Origin of the sequence: Streptomyces sp. NBC_01460, from assembly GCF_036227405.1 — a bacterium.
GTDB lineage: Bacteria > Actinomycetota > Actinomycetes > Streptomycetales > Streptomycetaceae > Streptomyces.
Genome location: NZ_CP109473.1, coordinates 6,432,772 through 6,449,700 on the forward strand (window position 1 = coordinate 6,432,772; position 16,929 = coordinate 6,449,700).

At 73.0% G+C, this 16,929-nt stretch carries 15 protein-coding genes; 5 read left to right on the top strand and 10 right to left on the bottom strand.

Going from position 1 to position 16,929, the window contains the following annotated elements; translation table 11 throughout:
- Positions 1–120: 120 nt before the first annotated feature.
- Positions 121–1,599: an amino acid permease gene (locus OG488_RS29085; RefSeq protein ID WP_329233942.1), complete on the top strand. Its 1,479-nt coding sequence runs from the start codon at positions 121–123 to the stop codon at positions 1,597–1,599.
- Here the strand turns inward: OG488_RS29085 and OG488_RS29090 are convergent.
- Complete coding sequence (locus tag OG488_RS29090; protein WP_329233944.1) at positions 1,547–2,005, bottom strand: ATP-binding protein; 459 nt, start codon at positions 2,003–2,005, stop codon at positions 1,547–1,549. The genes OG488_RS29085 and OG488_RS29090 overlap by 53 nt on opposite strands.
- 289 nt (positions 2,006–2,294) lie before the next feature.
- Here OG488_RS29090 and OG488_RS29095 point away from each other — a divergent pair, with 289 nt between their 5' ends.
- On the top strand, positions 2,295–3,122 hold the full coding sequence (locus tag OG488_RS29095; protein ID WP_329233945.1) for an enoyl-CoA hydratase family protein: 828 nt from the start codon (positions 2,295–2,297) through the stop codon (positions 3,120–3,122).
- Positions 3,123–3,126: 4 nt separating this feature from the next.
- Positions 3,127–5,412, top strand: a complete 2,286-nt coding sequence (locus OG488_RS29100; RefSeq protein ID WP_329233947.1) for a bifunctional salicylyl-CoA 5-hydroxylase/oxidoreductase — start codon at positions 3,127–3,129, stop codon at positions 5,410–5,412.
- On the opposite strand, the gene OG488_RS29105 is transcribed toward OG488_RS29100, so the two are convergent.
- The 4 genes from OG488_RS29105 to OG488_RS29120 are packed head-to-tail and all read right to left on the bottom strand — an operon-like array spanning position 5,399 to position 9,181.
- Complete coding sequence (locus OG488_RS29105) at positions 5,399–5,863, bottom strand: hypothetical protein (protein WP_329233949.1); 465 nt, start codon at positions 5,861–5,863, stop codon at positions 5,399–5,401. The genes OG488_RS29100 and OG488_RS29105 overlap by 14 nt on opposite strands.
- Positions 5,860–6,681 (bottom strand): GNAT family N-acetyltransferase, encoded by an 822-nt coding sequence (locus tag OG488_RS29110; protein ID WP_329233951.1) that lies wholly within the window; start codon positions 6,679–6,681, stop codon positions 5,860–5,862. Before OG488_RS29110 ends, OG488_RS29105 begins: the two co-directional genes overlap by 4 nt.
- A 54-nt stretch (positions 6,682–6,735) precedes the next feature.
- Entirely contained in the window at positions 6,736–7,557 is an 822-nt protein-coding gene (locus tag OG488_RS29115; protein WP_329233953.1) for a PaaX family transcriptional regulator, read from the bottom strand.
- Between the two features lie 4 nt (positions 7,558–7,561).
- Positions 7,562–9,181, bottom strand: coding sequence for an AMP-binding protein (locus OG488_RS29120; RefSeq protein WP_329233955.1), 1,620 nt, complete (start codon positions 9,179–9,181; stop codon positions 7,562–7,564).
- Between the two features lie 92 nt (positions 9,182–9,273).
- Here OG488_RS29120 and OG488_RS29125 point away from each other — a divergent pair, with 92 nt between their 5' ends.
- Both OG488_RS29125 and OG488_RS29130 read left to right on the top strand, forming a co-directional pair.
- A complete protein-coding gene (locus OG488_RS29125) occupies positions 9,274–10,404 on the top strand; it encodes an acyl-CoA dehydrogenase family protein (RefSeq protein ID WP_329233957.1) in 1,131 nt (376 codons plus the stop codon).
- Positions 10,401–10,802 (top strand): RidA family protein, encoded by a 402-nt coding sequence (locus OG488_RS29130; RefSeq protein ID WP_329233959.1) that lies wholly within the window; start codon positions 10,401–10,403, stop codon positions 10,800–10,802. Before OG488_RS29125 ends, OG488_RS29130 begins: the two co-directional genes overlap by 4 nt.
- Positions 10,803–10,861: 59 nt before the next feature.
- Here OG488_RS29130 and OG488_RS29135 read toward each other — a convergent pair whose 3' ends face one another.
- Genes OG488_RS29135 through OG488_RS29155 form a run of 5 tightly spaced genes read right to left on the bottom strand, consistent with a single transcriptional unit; the run spans position 10,862 to position 16,342 of the window.
- Positions 10,862–11,995, bottom strand: a complete 1,134-nt coding sequence (locus tag OG488_RS29135) for an FAD-dependent monooxygenase (RefSeq protein WP_329233961.1) — start codon at positions 11,993–11,995, stop codon at positions 10,862–10,864.
- 53 nt (positions 11,996–12,048) lie between these two features.
- The gene (locus OG488_RS29140) at positions 12,049–12,618 is read right to left on the bottom strand and encodes a GTP-binding protein (protein WP_329233963.1); all 570 of its coding nucleotides are present in this window, start codon (positions 12,616–12,618) and stop codon (positions 12,049–12,051) included.
- A gap of 6 nt (positions 12,619–12,624) precedes the next feature.
- On the bottom strand, positions 12,625–13,032 hold the full coding sequence (locus OG488_RS29145; protein WP_386860659.1) for a DUF742 domain-containing protein: 408 nt from the start codon (positions 13,030–13,032) through the stop codon (positions 12,625–12,627).
- A complete protein-coding gene (locus tag OG488_RS29150; RefSeq protein WP_329233965.1) occupies positions 13,029–13,466 on the bottom strand; it encodes a roadblock/LC7 domain-containing protein in 438 nt (145 codons plus the stop codon). Before OG488_RS29150 ends, OG488_RS29145 begins: the two co-directional genes overlap by 4 nt.
- Positions 13,463–16,342 (bottom strand): nitrate- and nitrite sensing domain-containing protein, encoded by a 2,880-nt coding sequence (locus OG488_RS29155; RefSeq protein ID WP_329233966.1) that lies wholly within the window; start codon positions 16,340–16,342, stop codon positions 13,463–13,465. Before OG488_RS29155 ends, OG488_RS29150 begins: the two co-directional genes overlap by 4 nt.
- Between the last annotated feature and the right edge of the window lie 587 nt (positions 16,343–16,929).

Consider the following 16,929-nt stretch of genomic DNA (forward strand, 5'->3'; position numbering starts at 1 on the left):
CGCCCGAACCCCTTTTCCATGTGCCGGTCCGCCATGTGCCCGGTCCGGAGCGCATGGCCAGCTGGGAGCCTCCCCACAGGCTCGGTCCCCCGCACCACCAGAGAAGAGACCCGTCCCCCCATGAGTCCCGCCTCCTCCACCCCCCACATCCCTGCGCGCAGGCCCGGGGCCCGCGTCAAGAGCCCCGAGCTGCTGCTCGCCGAGTCCGGAGCCGACCTGGAAGGCCACGGTCTGCGGCGCAGCATGGGGCTGTTCCAGCTCGTCTGCTTCGGCGTCGGGGCGATCGTCGGCACCGGGATCTTCGTCGGACTCTCCGACAGCGTCGCCGAGGCGGGCCCCGCCGTGGTGGTCTCGTTCGCCCTCGCCGCCGTCACCTGCATCTTCACCGCCTTCTCCTTCGCCGAGCTCGGCGGGGCCATCCCGGTCTCCGGCAGCTCCTACTCCTTCGCCTACGCCACCCTCGGGGAACGCGTCGCGTTCCTGGTCGGCTGGTGCCTGCTGCTGGAGTACGGCGTCTCGGTCTCGGCGGTCGCGGTCGGCTGGAGCCAGTACGTCAACGAACTGCTCGACAGCCTGATCGGCTGGAGCCTGCCCGAGGCGCTCTCCTCCGGACCCGGCGACGGCGGGGTGATCAACCTGCCCGCGGTCGTCGTGGTCATGATGGCGGCCACCCTGCTGGTGCGCGGCATCAGGGAGAGCGCGGGTGCCACGGCGGCGATGGCGGTCCTGAAGATCGGCATCCTCGTCGCGTTCTGCGCGATCGCCTTCACCGCGTTCGAGGACGGTCACCTCTCGCCCTTCGCCCCCCAGGGCATGGCCGGGGTCACCGCAGGCGCGTCGGTGGCGTTCTTCTCGTACATCGGGTTCGACGCCATCACCACCGCCGGTGAAGAGGTCAGGAATCCCCGCCGGAACATCCCGATCGCGATCATGGTCTGCATCGGCGTGGTCACGCTGCTCTACTGCGCCGTCGCCCTCGGCGCCATCGGCGCGCTGGGCGCGGACGCGGTGGGTGACAAGCCGGCCGCGCTGTCGCTGGTCGTCGACCAGGTCACCGAGTCGAGCGTGGGCGGCGGGATCGTCGCCTTCGGTGCCGTGGTGGCCATCGCGTCCGTCGTCCTCGCCGTGATGTACGGCCAGACCCGGATCCTGATGTCGATGTCCCGTGACGGGCTGATCCCGCGGGTCTTCGAGCGGGTGTCGCCCAAGACCCGCACTCCGGTCGCCAACACGTGGATCGTGGCGGTCGTCTTCGCGGTGCCGGCCGCGTTCTCCTCCCTCGACGTCGTCGTGAACCTGACGACCATCGGCACGCTCGCGACCATGGCCGTGGTCAACATCGCCGTCATGACCCTGCGTCGCCGCAACCCGGAGCTGAAGCGTTCGTTCCGGGTGCCGCTCTATCCGCTGAGCCCGATCCTGGGCGTCGGCTTCTGCCTGTACCTGATGTACGGCACGGGCTGGACGACCTGGGTGCAGTTCGTCGTCTTCCTCGCCGTGGGCGCCCTCGTGTACGCGGGGTACAGCCGCAGCCGCTCCCGGCTCGTCAGCCCCGGGGAGCCGGGGGACCGGGCGGCGTCGGAGCCGACCGGAGGGTGAACCAGACCGCCTTGCCGTACTCGGTGGGGCGGTGGCCGCAGGCTGAGCTGAGGGCGCGGATCAGGAGCAGTCCGCGCCCGTGCTCCTGCCACGGGTCCGGTGCCACGCCGGGCAGCAGACGGGACAGATCCCCGGGCGGGCCCGGGTCGTGGTCGTGGACCTCCACCTGGCAGCCGGACGCCAGGAGCTCGACCACCAGCTCGATGGGCCCCGAGCCGTCCGTGTGCTCCACGGCGTTGGCGACCAGCTCCGCGGTCAGCAGCTCGGCGGTGTCACTGTCCGCGGGCGCGTCGAGGTCCGCCAGCGCGGTGCGGACGAGGGCGCGGGCGATCGGCACCGCTGCCGTGGAGTGCGGCAGGGCGATGCGCCAGGAGCGGGGCGGCGGTGAGGGGACGTCGGGGGGCACGGCGGGGAGTTTCCGTTCGGGAGGGAGACAATCCGGCAGGGACGTCCGCCCCGGGGCTCCGGGGCCGCGTCCTCCGTCGCCGGACGGTACGGGCTTCTGTACCAGGACTTCCTGCGCTCAACCATACGAAGCGCGACGCCTCAGACATAGAGGCTGCCGACCGGTGCAAAGGGGACCTTCGCCACAGTGACCCCATACGGCTCTATCGCGCACTCATGACGGAAGTCACAGATGAGTGATAGCTTCGAAACGCATCAGCAGCAGCCCGACGGCTGGAGGGGACCCTTCCATGAGCCCGTTCACCGGCTCCGCCCCGCGTACGGAGCGCTGGCAGCATCTGCGCCTGACGACCCAGGACGGTGTGGCGACCGTCACGCTCGCCCGCCCCGAGAAGCTCAACGCGCTCACCTTCGGCGCCTACGCCGATCTGCGGGACCTCCTGGCCGAGCTCTCCCGCGAACGTTCCGTGCGGGCCCTCGTGCTCGCCGGTGAGGGGCGCGGCTTCTGCTCCGGCGGTGACGTCGACGAGATCATCGGCGCCACGCTCGCCATGGACACCGCGCAGCTCCTGGACTTCAACCGGATGACCGGACAGGTCGTACGGGCGATCCGCGAGTGCCCCTTCCCCGTCGTCGCCGCCGTGCACGGCGTGGCCGCCGGAGCCGGAGCGGTCCTCGCCCTGGCAGCCGACTTCCGGGTCGCCGCCCCCTCCGCGCGCTTCGCCTTCCTCTTCACCGCCGTAGGGCTCTCCGGCGGTGACATGGGCGCCGCCTACCTCCTGCCCCGCGTCGTCGGCCTGGGGCATGCCACCCGGATCCTGATGCTCGGCGAAGCCGTCCGCGCCCCCGAGGCCGAGCGCATCGGGCTGATCAGCGAGATGACCGGCGAAGGGGAGGCCGACGCCCGGGCCGCCGCGCTGGCCAGGCGGCTGGCCGACGGCCCCGCCCTCGCGCTGGCCCAGACGAAGGCGCTCCTCACCGCCGAGCTCGACATGCCGCTCGCCGCTGCGGTCGAGATGGACGCCGCCACCCAGGCCCTGCTGATGAACGGCGAGGACTACGCCGAGTTCCACGCCGCCTTCACCGAGAAGCGGCCGCCGAAGTGGCGGGGCAGGTAGCGCGATGCCGTCCTCGGACACGGGGCGGATCGCGGTCATCGGCGGCGGACCCGGCGGGCTCTACGCCGCCGCCCTGCTCAAGCGGCTCCGCCCCGGCCGTGAGATCACCGTGTGGGAGCGCAACGCCCCCGACGACACCTTCGGCTTCGGGGTGGTCCTCTCCGACGAGACGCTCGGCGGCATCGAGCACGCCGACCCCGTCGTGTACCGGGCCCTGAGCGACGCGTTCGTCCGCTGGGACAGGATCGACGTCGTGCACCGGGGGGTGACGCGGACCTCCGGCGGCCACGGCTTCGCCGCGCTCGGCCGCCGTACGCTGCTGCGGATCCTGCACGAGCGCTGCGCCTCCCTCGGCGTGCGGCTCCGCTTCGGGACCGAGGCGCCGCCCGCCGCCGAGCTCGCCACCGGCCACGACCTGGTCATCGCCGCCGACGGCGTGCACAGCGCCACCCGCGAGGCCCAGGCCCACCACTTCCGCCCCACCGTCACCGGCCACCGCAACCGCTACATCTGGCTCGCCGCCGACTTCGCGTTCGACGCCTTCCGCTTCGAGATCGCCGAGACGGAGTACGGCGTGATGCAGCTGCACGCCTACCCCTTCTCGGCCGGCGCCTCCACCGTCATCGTCGAGATGCGCGAGGAGGTCTGGCGGGCCGCGGGCCTCGACACCTGCGACACGGCACAGTCGGCCGAACGCTGCGCCAAGATCTTCGCCGAAGCGCTCGGCGGCCGGCCGCTGCGGTCCAACAGATCCTCCTGGCTCGCCTTCGCCACCGTCTCCAACGCGCACTGGTCCCACGGCGGTACGGTCCTCATCGGGGACGCCGCCCACACCGCCCACTTCTCCATCGGCTCCGGCACCAAGCTCGCCGTCGAGGACGCCCTGGCCCTGGCCGCCTGCGTCGAGGAGGAGCCCGACCTGCCCACCGCGCTCGCCGCGTACGAGGCCGAGCGCCGGCCCGTCGTCCTGTCCACGCAGCGCGCCGCCGCCGCCAGCCTGCGCTGGTTCGAGGAGCTCCCGCAGTACGTCGACCAGCCCCTGGGGCGGTTCGCCTTCAATCTGCTCACCCGCAGCCGCCGCGTCACCCACGACAACCTGCGACTGCGCGACCCCGGCTTCACGGAGGAGGTCGAGGAGGAGTTCGGCTGCCCGCCGGGCACCCCGCCGATGTTCACCCCGCTGCGGCTGCGCGGCCTCGAACTCCGCAACCGGGTCGTCGTCTCGCCCATGGACATGTACTCCGCCGTCGACGGGATGCCCGGAGACTTCCACCTCGTCCACCTCGGCGCCCGTGCCCTCGGCGGCGCCGGACTCGTCATGACCGAGATGGTCTGCGTGAGCCCCGACGGACGCATCACCCCCGGCTGCACCGGCCTGTGGACCGATGAACAGGCCGACGCCTGGACCAGGATCACGCGCTTCGTCCACGACGCCGCTCCCGGCGCCGCGATCGGCCTCCAGCTGGGCCACTCCGGCCGCAAGGGCTCCACCCGGCTGATGTGGGAGGGCATCGACCAGCCGCTGGAGGAGGGCAACTGGCCGGTCGCCGCCGCCTCGCCCCTCCCGTACGCCGATGGGGTCAGCCAGGTCCCGCAGGCGCTGGACAGGGCCGGGATGGACGCGGTCCGCGACCGGTTCGCCGAGGCCACGCACCGGGCCGCCCGCTGCGGCTTCGACCTCCTCGAACTGCACTGCGCCCACGGCTACCTGCTCTCCGGCTTCCTCTCCCCGCTCACCAACCAGCGCGACGACGCCTACGGCGGGTCCGTGGAGAACCGGCTCCGCTTCCCCCTGGAGGTCTTCGACGCGGTCCGCGCCGCATGGCCCGGGGACCGCCCCATGACCGTGCGGATCTCCGCCACGGACTGGGCGCGGGGCGGTACGAGCGACGAGGACACCCTGACGGTCGCGCGCGCGTTCGCCGCCCACGGAGCGGACGCCATCGACGTGTCCACCGGGCAGGTCGTCGCGGAGGAACGCCCCGCGTACGGCCGCTCGTACCAGACCCCGTACGCCGACCGGATCCGCAACTCCCTGGGCGTACCCGTCATCGCTGTCGGCGCCGTCTCCTCCTGGGACGACGTCAACTCGCTGCTGCTCGCGGGTCGCGCCGATCTCTGCGCCCTGGCCCGCCCCCATCTGTACGACCCGCACTGGACGCTGCACGCGGCGGCCGAGCAGGGCTACGCCGGGCCGGGTGTCTCCTGGCCGCTCCCGTACCGCGCGGGCAGCCGCCCGCCGCCGACGGGCCGCACCGACGCCCCGAAGCCCCGGCTCACCCTGGGCTGAGCGTCAGGCACTCGTGGCACCGGCAGGGAACCGGGTGCGTGCTGTCCCAGTGGGTGGTGCGGTACTCGACGGCCAGCCCGGCCAGGCGGACGGCCAGTTCCTCGGCGTCCTCGCGGGTCGTCCAGCAGCCGCCAACGTCCGCCTCCTCGCACAGCCGCAGCACGGTCGGGCTGTGGACCGGCACAGCCCGGAAGGTGTGCAGGTTGCGCGTCGCCATGCCGAGGGTGATGTACGTGCCGGTGTGGCGTCCCCGTCCGATCGTGGTCAGCTGCTCGTGCCCCGAACCGGCGTGACTCCCGATCACGTACACCTTCGAGCCGCCCCGGTAGGACTTGGTGCCGGGCCGCAGCTCCTGGCCGCCGTCGCCGTAGCGCCGCCACCGCACCACGTTCGCGGCGATCAGCCAGCTCTGTTCCGCCGGAGCCGAAGCCGAAGCCGCCCCGGTGCTCACTCCGGCTCCGCGGTGATCAGCAGGCGGTCCGAGACGGCCTCGTAGCCGATGCGCCGGTAGACACCGTTGCTGGTCGGATTCGCGAGATCCGTGAAGAGCAGTACCTCCCGGGCCCCCTCCTCCCGCGCCACGCGGCTCGCCTCCGCCGTCACCGCTGCCGCGTACCCGCGGCCCCGGTGCTCCGGCGGCGTGTAGACGTTCGCCACCCGCACCATGCCCGCGATCCTGCGCGAGACGCCCGCCATCGACACGGGGGCGCCGTCGGTCTCCCAGACGGTCAGGCCACCGTGGGCCGTGCGCTCGTCCACGATCCGCTCCGCCCGGTCGCCCGACTGGCCGGTCTCCCGGCCGAACGCCTTCAGCCACTCGACGAGCACCGCCCGGTCCGCGGTGGTGGCGGTCCGGGGGCCACCGGCCGGTGCGGGGATGGGCGGCACCAACGAGCCCAGTCTGTACAGCCGGTGCTCCTCGTCGACGCGGTGGCGGGGCCAGCGGGCGGCGAGGGCGCGGGCGGTGTCACGGTCCGCGTTGACGCCCGGCAGCGGAAGCGCGTCGGCCAGCGCGCCGACCGCCTCGGCCGATGCCGTGCCCAGGAGCGGCAGGAACGGAGGTGTATGCACCAGTGCGCCCGCCACCGCGCCGTCGGCGCCTCGCCACCAGCCCAGCACCGGCGGCTCCGGGCCGTAGGCCCGCGGCCCGTTGTCCCGCAGGGTGGCGACGACGGTCAGCAGCAACGTGTTCTCGGCCGGCCGAGCGGCCAGGGACGCTCCGGCCGCGTCCAGGAAGTGGCCGACGTCGTCGGTGAAGGTCCAGGTCATGCCTCATCCTGGCGGGTCGCACGTCCTGGGGTCATCCCGATTTCCGGCGCCGGGTCAGAGGCCCTCCCGGACGAACAGGGCCCCCGCTTCCCGCAGTCGGGCGTGGAGCAGCCCGAAGACCTCCGCCGAGCGGTCTCCCGGCCAGTCCTTCGGCAGCAGCTCGCCGGGGAGCCCGGGGTCCGCGTACGGCAGCTGCCGCCAGGTGTCCAGCGCGCGGAGGTAGTCGCGGTAGGCCTCCTCGGGATCCGCCTCCGCGCCGCCCTCCCGCGCCTCCCAGGACCGCAGCACCGGCTCCTGCTGCTCCAGGAACTCGAGGTGCAGCGCGGCGATCGCGTCCAGGTCCCACCAGCGCGCCACGGACTCCCGCGTCGCGGCGAAGCCGAGGTGCTCCCCGCGGAACAGGTCGACGTACGGGGCGAGTTCGAGGCGCTCCAGCGTATGCCGCGTCTCCTCGTACAGCCGGGCGGGAGCGATCCACACCCCCGGCGCCGCCGTGCCGAAGCCGAGCCGCGCGAGACGGGAGCGCAGCAGGTGGCGCTTGTGGCGCTCGGCCTCCGGCACGGAGAAGACGGCGAGCACCCAGCCGTCCTCGCTCAGGGGCGCCGGACGCCGGTAGATCCGCCGGTCGCCGTCGTCCAGCAGCTGACGGGCGTCGGCCGACAGGGCGTATCCGGCCGCCCCGTCCGCCGTACGGGCGGGGAGGAGCAGCCCGCGGCGCTTGAGGCGGGAGACGGACGAGCGCACCGACGGGGCGTCGACCCCGACCGCGTGCAGAAGCCGGATCAGCTCGGACACCGCCAGCGGGGCGTTGCCGGGGCGACGGCCGTACGCGCCGTACAGGCTGACGATCAGGGAACGGGGAGTGTGCTCGGCCACGGGATCACTCTAGAGCGGCGCCGCCGCGCAGCAGGAAGCGCTGGAGCTTTCCGGTCGCGGTCCGGGGGAGCGCGGGCAGGAACTCGATGGCGCGCGGGCACTTGTACGGGGCGAGTTCGGACTTCATGTACGTGCGCAGCTCGTCGGCCGACAGCCGCACACCCTCGCGCGGTACGACGTACGCGGCCACGATCTGCCCGCGCAGCTCGTCCGCCCGGCCCACCACCGCCGCCTCCGCCACGCCGGGGTGGCGGAGGAGGGCCTCCTCGACCTCCGGGCCGGCGATGTTGTACCCGGCGGAGATGATCATGTCGTCGGCCCGGGCGACGTAGCGGAAGTAGCCGTCGGGCTCGCGGACGTAGGTGTCGCCGGTGATGTTCCAGCCGTGGCGTACGTACACCCGCTGGCGCTCGTCGGCGAGGTACCGGCAGCCGACCGGGCCGCGCACGGCGAGCAGGCCGGGTTCGCCGTCGGGCAGCTCCTCGCCGTTCTCGTCCACCACGCGCGCCTGCCAGCCCGGCACGGGCACGCCGGTGGTGCCCGGCCGGACGGCCTCGTCCGCGGCAGAGATGAAGATGTGCAGCAGCTCGGTCGCCCCGATGCCGTTGATGATGCGCAGCCCCGTCCGCTCGTACCAGGACCGCCAGGTGGCCGCGGGGAGGTTCTCCCCGGCCGAGACGCAGCGCCGCAGCGCGGAGAGGTCGTGGCCGTCGAGGGAGTCGAGCATCACCCGGTACGCGGTCGGCGCGGTGAACAGCACCGAGACCCGGTGGGCGGCGAGTGCGGGCAGGAGCTGCTCGGGGCCCGCCTGTTCCAGCAGCAGGGCCGAGGCACCGGCGCGCAGCGGGAAGACGACGAGCCCGCCGAGCCCGAAGGTGAAGGCGAGCGGCGGGCTGCCCGCGAACACGTCGTCGGGCCCCGGCCGCAGGACGTGGCGGGCGAAGGTGTCCGCGACGGCCAGCACGTCGCGGTGGGCGTGCATACAGCCCTTGGGCCGACCGGTGGTGCCCGAGGTGAACGCGATGAGCGCGATGTCGTCGGCGGCGGTGTCCACCGTCCGGAAGGGCCCCGGCCGGGCTGCCGTGAGCCGCGTCAGATCGCCGGGGGAGCCACCCCCGTACGTCGTGACGCGCAGTCCGGGCACGGCGGCCCGCGCCAGGTCGTCGACCGATCTGATGTCGCAGAGGGCGTGGCCGACGCGGGCGAGGGAGCAGATCGTGGCGAGCTCCGAGGCCCTCTGCCGGTCCAGGACCGTCACGGCGACCGCTCCCGCCTTCATCACGGCGAGCCAGCAGGCCGCGAGCCACGGCGACGTGGGGCCGCGCAGCAGCACGCGGTTGCCGGGCACGACGCCCAGGTCGTGGTGCAGGACCTGGGCGATCCGGTCCACGCGGTCCCGCAGCTCGCCGTAGCTCCAGACGTCGCCGTCGCCGCTCCGGAAGGCCGGACGGTCGGGACCGAACCGGCCGGCGGTGCGGTCGAGCAGCTCGTACCCGCAGTTGAGGCGGTCCGGATAGGCCAGTTCGGGGAGGTCGAAGACCAGCTCGGGCCGGTCCTCGGCGGGTGGGAGATGGTCGCGCGCGAAGGTGTCGGTGTGCGCGCTCGCGGTACCTGACGGCTTCATGAAGCATCGCCCCCCTTGTCGCCCATGGAGCGTATCGTTTGAGTGACGGTAGTCAACGGTCCGCGATAAGTCGTGACAAGAGAGGCGCCGGTATGACGGCATTCTCCCTCGAACCAGGTCAGACCGCCTGGTGCGACGAGCTGCACGCCCTCGCCCGGGACGAGCTGCGCCCCCTCGCGGAGAAGGGCGAGCCCGGTCGCGTCAACCGCCCGCTCGTCGCCGCGCTCGGCGGACTGGGGCTCCTGGACCGGCTCCTCGGCTCGGGCGCCCTCGACCTCTGCCTGCTGCGCGAGTCACTGGCCCGGGGCTGCACCGAGGCGGAGACCGCACTCGCACTCCAGGGGCTGGGCGCCGGGCCGGTCCGGCAGGCGGGCACCGAGGCCCAGCGCGCGCGCTGGCTCCCCGAGGTGCGCGCGGGCCGCGCCGTCGCCGCCTTCGCGCTCAGCGAGCCGGGCGCCGGATCCGACGCGGCGGCGCTCGCCCTCGCCGCGCGGCCGGCCCCCGGCGGCGGCTGGCGGCTCACCGGGGAGAAGTGCTGGATCTCCAACGCCCCCGAGGCCGACTTCTACACCGTCTTCGCCCGGACGGGCGAGGGGGAGGGCGCCCGCGGAGTGACCGCGTTCCTCGTCCCCGCCGACCGTCCCGGCCTCACCGGGACGGCCCTGGAGATGCTCTCCCCGCACCCCGTCGGCGCCCTGGACCTCGACGGCGTACCGGTGACGGCCGAGGACGTGCTCGGGGAGCCGGGCCGGGGGTTCCGGGTCGCCATGGACACCCTGAACCTCTTCCGGCCCAGTGTCGGGGCGTTCGCCGTCGGCATGGCGCGCGCCGCGCTCGACGCCACCCTGGAGCACACGGCGCGCCGCACCGCCTTCGGCGGCCCGCTCAAGGATCTGCAGGCCGTCTCGCACCAGGTCGCCGAGATGGCCACCCGCACCGAGGCGGCCCGGCTGCTCGTCTACGCGGCCGCCGCCGCCCACGACGCGGGCGAGCCCGGAGTGCCCCGGCGCGCCGCCATGGCCAAGCTGTACGCGACGGAGACCGCGCAGTACGTCGTCGACGCCGCTGTCCAGCTGCACGGCGCGCGGGCCCTGCGCCGGGGCCATCTCCTCGAACACCTCTACCGGGAGGTCCGCGCACCCCGGATCTACGAGGGCGCCACCGAGGTACAGCGCACCATCATCGCCAAGGAGCTGTACGCGACCCAGGAGACGTCCGCATGAACCCGATCACCCGGATCAACCCCGCCGAGCTCGCCCCGCCCACCGGTTTCTCGCACGCCGTCACGGCGACCGGCGGCACACTCGTCCTCCTGGCCGGCCAGACGGCTCTGGACGGCGACGGCAAGGTCGTCGGAGAGACCCTGCCGGAGCAGTTCGAGACGGCCCTGGGGAATCTGCTCACCGCCCTGCGCGCGGCGGGCGGCGCCCCGACCTCCCTCGCCAGGGTCACCGTCTACGCCACCGATGTCGCCGACTACCGTGCCCACGCCGCTGAGCTGGGGGCCGTCTGGCGGCGGCTGGCGGGCCGTGAGTACCCGGCCATGGCCGTCATCGGGACGACCAGGCTCTGGGACGAGCAGGCCCTCGTCGAGCTCGACGGCATCGCGGTGCTGGACTGAGCGGGAACGCGAGGGGGCGGGGCGGCCCGGCCGCCCCGCCCCCGACCGTGTGACGCGTCCTAGTACGGCTTGACCAGGACGTGGGCGGCGCCCGCCATTCCGACCTTCAGGAGCTCGTCCTCCTCGGGCGTCGTCGGGCTCCCCGTCTCCTCCTTGAGGAGGGCGCGCGAGAGGTTCTGCACGAACATCGCCCGGGGGCGGCGGCGCTGCTCCCACACGCCGAGCGCCGCCGTGACGTCGTCCTCCGCGTCCAGCGAGCGGGCCAGGACCAGCGCGTCCTCCACCGCCATCGCCGCACCCTGCGCGAGGTTCGGGGTGCTCGCGTGCGCGGCGTCACCGGCGATGACGACCCGGCCGACGTGCCAGGGCGCGTCGACCGTGACCTGCGAGATGCGTGAGTAGACGACGTCGTCCGCCGCGGTGACCGTGGCCAGCGCCTCGGCGACGGGCCCGCCGAACGCCGCGAGGCGCTCCGCGAGCTGCTCGTGGGCCCGCGCGGGGTCCGGCCGGAAGTCCGGCTCCTCGGCGGTCACGGCGGCCAGATACATCAGCTCGTCCGTGATCGGGGTGAGCAGTGCCTTGGTGGACGACCGGCCGGCACTCACCACGACACCCTGGACCCCGGGCAGACGGGGCACGGTGACCCGCCAGTTGGAGAAGCCCGTGTACTCGGGGGTGAAGCGGTCGCCGTACAGGCGGGACCGCAGCGGCGAGCCGATGCCGTCGAAGCCGACGACGAGGTCCCAGCGGGCGGAGGAACCGTCGGACAGGGCCACCTCGACACCGGAACCGTCGTCGGTCAGCCCGCTGATCGTCGTACCGAAGTGGATGGGGACCCCGGCGGCCGCGGTGGCGTCGCCCAGGATCCTCGCCAGCGCGGGGCGCGGTATGCCGTTGCCGGCCGGGGCTCCGTCCATCCGGGGCTGCGGGATCTTGGCGAGCGGGGCGCCGGCCGGGTCGCAGATGGTCAGCACCTCCCACTCGAAGCCCGCCGCCAGGCACGCGTCGAGGACACCGACCTCGCGCATGACGTGAAGGGCGTTGGACGGCTGGATGATGCCGACGCCGAGTGCGTCCAGCTCGTCACGGAGCTCGACGACCTCGACCGTGTGCCCGCTCCGGGCGAGCGCGACGGCGAGGGTGAGTCCGCCGATGCCGCCGCCATGTACCAGTACACGCAGGGGTGTTGCCATCTCAGATCTCTCCAGGCAAGAAAGAAGGAAGGGGAAGCGGGAAGGGTGCCCGGTCAGCCGACCGCCGCGGGCAGGCTCATCAGGTGGTCGACCAGGGCCAGCAGCACATCGCGGCCGAAGGGGCGCTCCCGGACGTCCCCGACCAGCAGGGGCACGTGCGGATCCAGGTCCAGGGCGGCCCGGATCTCGTCCGTGGAGCGGGTGTTGTGGCCGTGGAAGCAGTTGATCGCCACCACGAAGGGGATGTCCCGGCTCTCGAAGAAGTCGATCGAGGCGAAACTCGTCTCGAGCCGGCGGGTGTCGGCGATCACCACTCCGCCGAGCGCGCCGTTGACCAGGTCGTTCCACATGAACCAGAAGCGTTCCTGGCCCGGCGTGCCGAAGAGGTAGGCCACCAGCTCGGGGCTGACCGTGATGCGGCCGAAGTCCAGTGCCACGGTGGTGGTGTTCTTCCGGCTGACGCCGGCCAGGCTGTCGACGCCGACGCTCGCCTGGGTGAGGAACTCCTCGGTGCGCAGGGGTGCCACCTCGCTGACGGCGCCCACCAGCGTGGTCTTTCCGACGCCGAAGCCACCGGCTATCAGGATCTTGACGGCGGCGGGCGCCGTCTGACTGCTTGTCATATCGGTTCAGAGTCTCCGGAGTCCGTCACGTAGGGCGGCCAGCAGGCCCATGTCGGCCCCGCCGGACGCCCGGGCCACCGTCAGCGGGGCGCGCGCGAGCAGCAGGCCCTGGGCGACCAGGTCCGCCAGCAGGATCTTGGTCACCGAGACCGGCAGGTCGAGACCGGCGGATACCTCGGCGACCGCGGCGGGCCGGCGGCAGCGTTCCAGGATCATGCGGTGCTCCGGCTGGAGCCGGCCCGCCCGCAGGGGCGCACCGTGCTCGTCCACCGGTTGTTCGGCGGTGGTGAGCACGGTGATGAGGCTGAAGTCGTCCCGCTCGGGGGCGGTCCGGCCGCGGGTGATCGTGTACGGGCGCACCATCGTGCCCGCACCGTCCTCCTCGGTCTCCTCGTCGTCCCAGTAGGGGCTCACACCCGCTGCCCCTCCCCGGTCCCGAAGGCGTCGAAGTCGCCGCGCGCCGGAGCGGTGAGCTTCTGGCCCACCTGCTGGACCAGGTTGTGCATCGCCAGCGACATCACCTCGGCGTCGACCTCCTGGGAGGCGACGACGGCGAGGTGGGTGCCCTGGCCGGCGGCGATGATGAAGAGCCAGAGATCGGCCAGTTCGACGATCACCTGGTGCACCGAACCACCGTCGAACAGCTGGCCGACCCCGCGGGCGAGGCTCTGCTGGCCGGTGCATATCGCCGCGAGCCGTTCGGCGTCCGCGCGGTCGACGGTGCGCGAGTGGCTCACCACCAGTCCGTCGTCGGACAGCAGCACGGCGTTCAGGGTCTCGGCGACCGAGTCCACCAGACCGTCGAGCAGCCAGTCCAGATCCTGGAGGGTGGCCGTTGTGCGTGTCATGACCGTTCTTCTCTCGTAGGGGAGGGTGCGGCGGGGGCGGGGCCCGGCGGCTCCTCCGCCGCACGTGCCGCGCGCGAACGCCGCTGGAATGCCCCGATCGCCGCACCGGCCCGCCGGGGGACGGGGCGCAGCAGCGGGTTCTCGTCCCAGCTCGGGGGCTTGGGCGGGGACGTCCGGGCAGCCGGGTTCACCCGGAGCTCGTCCACCAGGCTGGCCTGGCGCACGCGGCGGGGGAGCGGGGGCTCCACGCCTGCCGGCATGAGGGCCTGCTGCTCCGCCGGGACGGCGGCGACGGCGTCCTGCGCGGGCGCGCCGTAGGCGTGCGGGGCCGTGGTGTCACCCGGGTAGGGCTGCGGAGGAGCCGGCTCGGGCACCGGGTACGCGTTCTCGGCCGGCTCCGCGTAGGAGTGACCGGGCACGGGGTACTGGCCCGCCGCCGTCATGTACGGCTGCTCGTGGCCGGCGTAGGGCTGTTCGGCGCCGGCGTACGGGCCGCCGGAGGCGGGATACGGGCCGCCGGGCTCCGCGTACGCCTGCTCGGGTCCCGGATACGCGCCGTCGGTGTACGGCTGCCCGGGTCCCGGGTACGCGGCGTCACCGGAGGTGTAGGTCTGCCCGGGCCCCTGGTACGCGGCGTCGCCGGAGGTGTACGGCTGGTCCGCGTCGGGGTACGGGGTGTCGTCGGGGTACGGGGTGTCCGCGTCGGGGTACGCGCCCTCGGCCCGGTAGGGCGGGCCGTCCGGCGGGAAAGGACGTCCGGGCACGGGGAACGGATCCTCGGCGCCGGTGTACGGCTGCTCGACGGCCTGCTGATCCCCCTCGGCGGGGCGTGACCTCGCGGCGTGGTCGGCCAGGGCCGTGACCCCGGCCATCGCCCGCCCCTGTACCCGGGTCGGCAGCGCGCCGGGGGCAGCGGGGGAGTGCTCCACCGTCGGTGCCGGGGCGGCCGACGGCACGGCGGCCGGGCGGGCACCGGGCTCGGGAACGGTCAGCTCGTCCGGGACCAGGACGACCACCCGGGTGCCACCGAAGGCGGAGGGCCGGAACTCGACCCGCAGCCCGTGCTGGTCCGCGAGGCGGGAGATCACGTAGAGGCCGAGTCGGATGTCCTCCGAGTGGGCCAGCACGTCCATCCGTGGCGGACGGCTCATCAGTTCGTTGGCGTCGGCCAGCTGTTGCTCGTCCATGCCCAGGCCGCGGTCCTCGACCTCGATGGCCAGACCCCGGCTCACCTTCGCCGCGCGGACCTCGACCGGGCTCGGCGGCCTGGAGAAGGTCAGCGCGTTCTCGATCAGCTCCGCCAGGACGTGGGAGACCGGGCCGACGGCCCGCTCGGCCAGCCAGGGGGCGCCGTCCAGGTCCAGCTGGACCCGGCGGTAGTCCTGCACCTCACCCTGCGCGGACCGCATGACGTCCAGCAGCGGTACGGGCTTGCGCCAGCGGCGGTGAGGCGAACCGCCGGCGAGGATCACCAGGTTCTCCTCGTAGCGGCGCAGACGTGCCGTCAGGTGGTCGAGGTCGAAGAGGCCGTCGAGCACCTCGGGGTCCTCGTGCTTGCGCTCCAGCTCGTCCAGCTTCTTGAGCTGCTGGCCGATCAGCTGCTGTGTACGGCGGGCGATGCGCTGCAGCAGCCGCTCGAAGCCGCGGTGCTGGTCTGCCTGTCTGACGGCGGCCTGCAGCGCGCTGGTGCGGGCCTGGTTGAGCGCGCCGCCGAGCCGGGTGAGCTCGTCGCCGTCCTCGCTCCGGGTGTCGATCGCCCGGACCTCGGCCTCGACATCGATCTTCTCTCCCCGCGCCAGCCGCTCGACGACGTCGGGCAGGGCCCTCTCGAGCTCCTCGGCCCGCTCCTGGAGGCCGGAGATGCGCCGGCGCAGGTTACGGGTGAGGCGCCAGGTGGTCCAGACGACCGCGACGACGGCGAGCAGGCCGATCACCGACGTGAGGACCATCTTGAGGAGCAGGGACATGACGGTGCCCTTGCCCGTCACCATGACCGCGTCGGTGCGCTTCTCCAGCAGCTCGACGAGCTGCGGGGTGACCCCGTCCATGGCCTTGCGCCAGGTCTTCTCCTCGGCGTCCAGCTCGACGAAGCCGGACCGGTCGGCGGACACCGGCCGCAGGATCTGCTCCTCGACCTTCGTCTTGGCCGCCCAGGCGGAACTCTCGGTCAGCTCCTGCCACTGGGCCCGTTCGTCCTCGGGGAGGTACGGGACCACCTTGGTCCCGGCCTGGAAGGACTGACCGGAGACCGCGTTCCGGACCTCCTGGAGGTCTTCCGTGCTGAGCTTGCCCGAGGGCCAGCCGCGGGCGAGGATCGCGTCCGAGCGGGAGATCATCTCCTTGGCCCAGAAGAGGTCCACGAGGGGCTGCCCCATCGTGGTCACCTCGCCGTTGTCCACGTGGCTGAGGGCCGAGAACAGTTCGAGGTCCACGGCGATCAGGTCGGTGTAGTAGCCGTAGACCACCGCCTGCTGGTCGCTGTCGCCCTCGTCGACCAGGGTGCGCTGGGCCGGCAGCCGGTTGATGGCCTCCCGCGCCCTGCCGACGGCGTTCCGCACCTCTTCGGGCGCGTCGTCCGCGCTCACGTCCGAGAGGGACTCGAAGGTCGTGATCGCCTCGTCGGTGAGCGTGCGCTGCTGCTTCAGCGCCTTACCGGAGTCTCCGGGCCGGGCCAGCGCCTGTGCGCTGAGCCGGCGCTCCTCCTGCAGGTTGTAGTACACGATGTTGGACGGTTGGCCCGCTTGTTCGGCCAAGAGTCCCTGGGCTGCCTGGCGTTGGAAGTCCAGGAAGGTCTGGCCACTGGTGACGGCCCACAGGGCGGCCAGTGCGACTCCGGGAACGACCGCCAGTACGAGTAGGGCTGTCCGCAACGACATGGGTGCCGAGTCGGTCCGCCGTGACGCGCGCGTGCGCAGGGGATGCTCCTTGACGATGATGCCAGCCGGTGACTGGTCAAATACGTTGAGAACTTGGACACATGGATATTAGTCACAGTGCAAAAAAGAAGAGAAAGTGGCCTCACATGTGCAACACGGCGCGCCCACATCATGCACACGCGTGTCCGCCGAAGTGTCGGTGATGTCTGCCGTGCCCAGGTAGCGGCCCGCACGCTCCGGAGTGAGGCTGAAGGTGACGTATACGTTCCGGGGGCCGAGGAGGCGACGACGGTGACGGATGCGACCCCTCCGCCGTGCGTGAATCCGTCCGGCGTGAATCCGTCCGGCGTGAACCCGCGCGGCGTGGGCAGGTCGTCCGAGGGCGACGGGATCACGGTGTCCGGCGACGCGCACTGCCGCCTGCGCGCCCCGGCGGCCGGCCGGGGCATGCCCGACGAGGTGCCCGACGCCCCGGCCCATCTGCCGCTGGACGCGGACCGGGTGCTCCGCCCGGAGGGTGCGCCGGGCGCGTCCGGGCGCGAGGAATCCCACGTCATGCCGTGTGACCGCGGGCGAACAGGGCAGGC